Genomic DNA, 5,213 nt, shown 5'->3' on the forward strand with positions numbered 1-5,213 from the left:
GATTGATGCGATGTCCTTGCTGTGCCAGGGCCCAGCCCCAATCATCATTTATGACGCAGTAAGATTAGGACTCCATTCTTTGTACATTGAGGTCCTTATGCCGCCTCGCGTGCTCAAGGTCGCGAAGGAAAGCATCGGTTGAACCCGTGTGCATGGCGATTTCACATACGGAATATATCGTGGATTGCAGTCGACGCCGCACAGTTTGCTAGCGATTGTGCCCTGGCGGAAACGTATCGATCGGATTGGTCGCGTCGGAGAGAAGAGAAGCGTCGTCAGTGGCGACTGCCATCGACAGACGTTTCGGGCAAGATATCGGAGGAAGTGGGAGATGGCCGAAGTCACAGAAGTCAGGTCGACGGAAGAGCCTCCGTCGCCCCGCCCCGGGGGCTTGTTTTCAAAGCCTTATCTGTTCGCGACCTTGCTGGTCCTTATCGGCTTGACGCTCTGCTGGGGTGGGGCTCGGCTTCTGACGCTCGGCGGCTCGCCTTATTATATTCTGGCCGGCCTGCTCACTGTTGCGAGCGGCGTCCTGGTCGGGCTCGGTCGCCGGCTCGGCGGCCTCCTGTTCGGAGTATTGCTAATCGGCTCGGTCGCCTGGGCGATCGGAGAAGTCGGTTTTGATGCGTGGGCGCTCGCGGCGCGGCTGATGGCTCCCATGGTCCTTGGTTTATGGTTCCTTTTTCCTTGGACCGCGCGCAGGCTCGGCCCCCCAAGCGCCCGACCTGCGTCGGTTCGTGCCGCGATCGCCTGCGTTGTGCTTGTGGCAGCGGTAGGCTTTGGTGCGATCGTCCACTACGCCTTAGTGCCCGACCGCGCCGATCCCATGTATCAGGCCGGACAAGAGGATCACCCCGCCAGCGGCGGCCCGGTCGCCGCCGCTGGCAGCCAGTCCACGGATTGGCAAACCTGGGGAGGCGATGCGGCCGGAACGCGCTTTAGTGCGCTTTCGCAGATCACCCCGGCTAACGCTGGTAAACTGGCCGTTGCCTGGACCTTCCACTTCGGGAAAGCGCCGGACGACGCGCCGCAGTCGCTTGAGGGGACGCCGCTGAAGATCGGCGACACGCTCTACGCGTGCAGCGACTATAACGACGTTGTCGCACTTAATGCCGAGACGGGGCAGCAGCGCTGGCGCTTCCGTGCCCACACTGACAATCGTAACGCTACCTACGCGCACTGCCGCGGGGTTGCATATTACCGCGTTCCGGAGGCGCAGGGAGTTTGCGCCGAACGCATCTACACGAACACGATTGATGCCCGCCTGCTGGCGATCGATGCCGCCTCCGGAAAGCCATGTGCAGGGTTTGGCGTCAATGGTGTCGTTGATCTCAAGATCGGCCAACCAAAAGCGCCGCCGGGTTATTATTACATCACGTCGGCACCTACCATTTCTCGGGGACGGATCGTGCTTGGCGGTTGGGTCTCCGACGGCATGTATTGGGGCGAGCCGTCCGGCGTCATAAGGGCATTCGACGCGAATACGGGCGCGTTGAGCTGGGCTTTCGATCTTGGCCATCCCGACCGCCGCCAGTTGCCTCCGTCGGGCCAAACCTACACATCCGCAACGCCCAATTCCTGGGCGCCGATGAGTGCCGATGACCAACTCGGTCTCGTATATGCGCCCCTCGGCGGGGCCACGCCCGATAACACGGCGCTACGACGGCGCCCCTTCGACGAAGCCTATTCAAGCTCGGTCGTTGCGCTCGACGTAGAGACAGGCCAGCCGCGCTGGAAGTTCCAGACCGTGCACCATGATCTTTGGGACTATGATGCCGCGTCTCAGCCCACCCTTGTCGACCTGCCGACGTCAACGGGCCTGCGCAAGGCGCTCATCCAGCCGACCAAGCGCGGTGAAATTTTCGTTCTTGACCGCGCTACCGGCAAGCCGATCTATCCAGTCACCGAACATCGCGTTCCACAGGACGGTCTGGCGCCACATGAATGGGCCGCACCGACTCAACCCTTTTCGGATGCGTTGCCGTCGTTCCGCGGCAAAAATATCAGCGAACGGGACATGTGGGGCGTCACCCCGCTAGACCAGATGTGGTGTCGCATAGCGTTTCGCCAAGCGCGTTACGAAGGGCCGCTGACGCTTCCGGGGCTTACGCCGAGCATCCAATTCCCCGGTTTTCTGGGTGGAATGAACTGGGGCGGCGTTTCGATCGACCGCGATCATAACGTGATGATCGTGAACAGCAATTATGTCGCGAACTATGTCCAGCTTATCCCGAGGGGGCAGGCTGATCGCCTGGGTGTGCGCCCGGTCGGCATGGGGGGGCAGCCGACTCCCGAAGGCCGTATGATCCTGCCGCAGTTTGGCTTGCCTGTCGCGGCTAGGTCCTTGCCGTTCCTGTCACCGCTTTTCGCGCCTTGCCAAGCGCCCCCGTGGGGGCGAATCAGCGCCGTGGATCTTGCGAGCGGCAAACTGCTTTGGTCGCATCCGATCGGGACTGCCCGTGACAGCGGCCCGTTGGGATTACCCTCCTTGCTGCCCTTCAAGATCGGCACGCCGAACCTGGGAGGTTCTGTCACAACCCGCGGTGGCGTCACGTTTATCGCAGCGACGCAGGACAAATATCTGCGGGCGATCGATACGAAAACGGGCAGCGTGCTCTGGCGCGGGCGATTGGCGCAGGCGGGCCAATCGACCCCAATGACATATCTATCGAGGGCAAGCGGGCGCCAGTTCGTTGTCACCGCTTCGGGCGGCCACGCCTTGCTGGGCACTAAACCGGGCGACGCCATCGTCGCCTTCGCAATTCCGAAGGGCCAAAATTAGGGAGATTGTGCACTTTACAAACCCGCGCTGCAACGGCGGTGAGAATGGGCAAGGAATCTTGCCGATGTCCATTCTCCCGTCCTCGTATTTCCACGACGAGCGATGCCTTTCGAGTATCTTGAAAGCGCGATCTAAAGAGTTTAATCTTGGAATTTGATGGTGCATTATTCAGCCAGGAATGGAAGGAAGCACTATGGGCCAGGTTCTACACGGGAGCGCCCGTACGACAGCGGCGGTCCGTCGAGCGATACAGCAAGTCAAGAGACCCTAAGGGTGCTGGCCAAGCGGTATGAGATCAGCCCGAAGACCGTCGCCAAGTGGAAGAAGCGCACAGCAGTCCAGGATTTGCCAACTGGTCCCACCGATATTCATTCCTTTGTACTGAATATAGAAGAGGAGGCGATCATCGTTGCCTTCTACAATGTCGCGGGCAGCAACGGGAACGCGCACCTCCAGGCGATGCACCCCCAAACGAACCAGGGCATCTGTGCGGATGCAATTGCCTCCATGGAGGGCATCTCGCGCGAACAGCTGGATCAGGCTGGTTATGCTAGCCAGCAGCGGGCCGCGAAAGTAATCGATGAAGGTCGCTTCAATAAATCGATCGTGCCGGTTCTCGATGACGACGGCGCGGTGATCCTCGCAAAGGACGAGTATCCACGCCCCACCACGACCCTGGAGAGCCTTGCTTTCTCTTAAGCCGGCCTTTGCCGCCATGACCGCCCTGCCGATGGGGACGGGGGACGAGACGTTCGGCGACGCTATCGCGCGGAAGTTTCCCGGCCTTTCCGTTGCGTCGGTTCATCATGCGGGCAATTCATCCGGGGTCGTGGACGGCGCGGCTGCGCTGCTCCTGACTTCGAAGGCGTACGCGGACAAGATGGGCTGGACACCGCGCGCGCGGATCGTTGCGATGGCGAACGTGGGGGACGACCCGACGTTGATGTTGAATGGGCCGGTTCCCGCTGCTCGTAAGGTGCTTGCGAAGGCCGGGCTTGATAAGGACCAGATAGATCTTTGGGAAATCAATGAAGCGTTCGCTGTCGTTTCCGAGAAGTTCATCCGCGACCTTGAGCTTGATCGCGACAAGGTAAACGTCAACGGCGGGTCGATCGCCCTTGGTCATCCTATCGGCGCGACTGGAGCGATCCTGATCGGCACGATCCTGGACGAGTTGGAACGTACCGGCGGGCGATACGGGCTTGTCACGATGTGCGCTGCCGGCGGCATGGCCCCGGCTATCATTATCGAAGCGCTCTGATAAATTCCTGGTTCGGAGGTGTTTTTCTAACGTGCGCGTATGATTTCCGTGAAGTGCGAATGCCGATGGGTTGGTTGGGACTTTGCCTAGGGTGGGGCGCCCCTCCTCTTTGGGCGGTAATGATCCTGACCTGACGGTCTGCTCGGACAGTCGCTCGGAGGGTGTGTTGAAGCAAATACATGCTTCGAGTCCGACTGAAATACACAACAACAGTCTGCGATTCTCCGCCTGTCATGTTACCAGATCAGTATCGGGGGGCGGGAAGCGCCCCAGGCGGGCATTGTCGTTCTCGACGCCGCCTTTCTGCCGGGCGCAAATGGCTTGCAGAAATAGGCTTCAACCCAAAGAGAGGCCTTGGGTCCTCTAAAGACAGGGAGCTTTGTACCGCAGGAGAGGAAGTCTCGGACGGCGTCCACCTTTTTCGAAAGGAACTGCGGCATGTTGACCAAATTGGACCTAAACGCCTTTTTGAAAGCTTTTCGATCGGCCCTGAGCGAGGACGATTTGAAAGAAGCGCTGGCTAGAGTGACCCGCGTGCTCGGGTTCTCCCAGTTTGCCATGGGACACCATGTTGATCTCGCCCATCCGCCATCGGGCGCCATCCGGTTGTCCACCTACAACGATGATTGGGTGTCCCACATCCTCGAACGAGGGTACTTCGCCGAAGACCCGATCCATCTGGCGAGCACCAAGACGGTGAATGGCTTCGCGTGGCACGATGTCGGCGACATCATCGACCTCACTCCCCGTCACAAGCAAATTCTCTCCGAGGCAATCGGCTTTGGCCTGGGCGCGGGCTTCACGGTGCCCGTGCATCTTCCAGGCGAATATCAGGGAACATGCTCCTTCGCAGCGCGGTCCGTGGATCATCTTCACGAGAACGCCCTGCCGGTCGCGCAATTGTGCGGGACGTTCGCTTTTGAGGCAGCGCGGCGGATTATGAGGCGCAAACTCAAGTTGCAGGAGACAGCGGTGCCCGAATTGACCTCTCGGCAGCTCGAAGCGCTCGTCCTTGTAGGCCGGGGGAAGACCGATCGGGAGATCGGCCAGATCCTGGGCATATCGCGTTCAACCGCGCATGAGCATGTCGAGGGCGTTAGGAATGTAGCGCGACGATCTGGATGAGAGTCTAGCGACGATCAGGATGAGAGTCCGACGATCGCGACGATG

General features: G+C 60.1%; 2 protein-coding genes and 1 pseudogene. All 3 read left to right on the top strand.

Annotation, left to right across the window (positions count from 1 at the left end; all coding sequences use genetic code 11):
• Nucleotides 1–331: 331 nt before the first annotated feature.
• The 3 genes and pseudogenes from ABD050_RS15865 to ABD050_RS15875 all read left to right on the top strand — a co-directional run bounded on the left by ABD050_RS15865 (nucleotide 332) and on the right by ABD050_RS15875 (nucleotide 5,168).
• Nucleotides 332–2,782: a membrane-bound PQQ-dependent dehydrogenase, glucose/quinate/shikimate family gene (locus ABD050_RS15865; RefSeq protein WP_343890440.1), complete on the top strand. Its 2,451-nt coding sequence runs from the start codon at nucleotides 332–334 to the stop codon at nucleotides 2,780–2,782.
• Nucleotides 2,783–2,975: 193 nt separating this feature from the next.
• Nucleotides 2,976–4,040, top strand: a pseudogene (locus tag ABD050_RS15870) (thiolase family protein); the annotation flags it as partial.
• 441 nt (nucleotides 4,041–4,481) lie between these two features.
• A complete protein-coding gene (locus tag ABD050_RS15875; RefSeq protein ID WP_343890441.1) occupies nucleotides 4,482–5,168 on the top strand; it encodes a helix-turn-helix transcriptional regulator in 687 nt (228 codons plus the stop codon).
• The last annotated feature ends 45 nt before the right edge of the window (nucleotides 5,169–5,213 follow it).

The sequence above is a fragment of the Sphingomonas oligophenolica genome, from assembly GCF_039522915.1.
Classification (GTDB): Bacteria; Pseudomonadota; Alphaproteobacteria; order Sphingomonadales; family Sphingomonadaceae; genus Sphingomonas; species Sphingomonas oligophenolica.

Excerpts from the sequence above, each read along its gene's own strand:
- ABD050_RS15865 (WP_343890440.1), top strand. The coding sequence starts at position 332 with ATGGCCGAAGTCACAGAAGTCAGGTCGACGGAAGAGCCTCCGTCGCCC.
- ABD050_RS15875 (WP_343890441.1), top strand. The coding sequence starts at position 4,482 with ATGTTGACCAAATTGGACCTAAACGCCTTTTTGAAAGCTTTTCGATCG.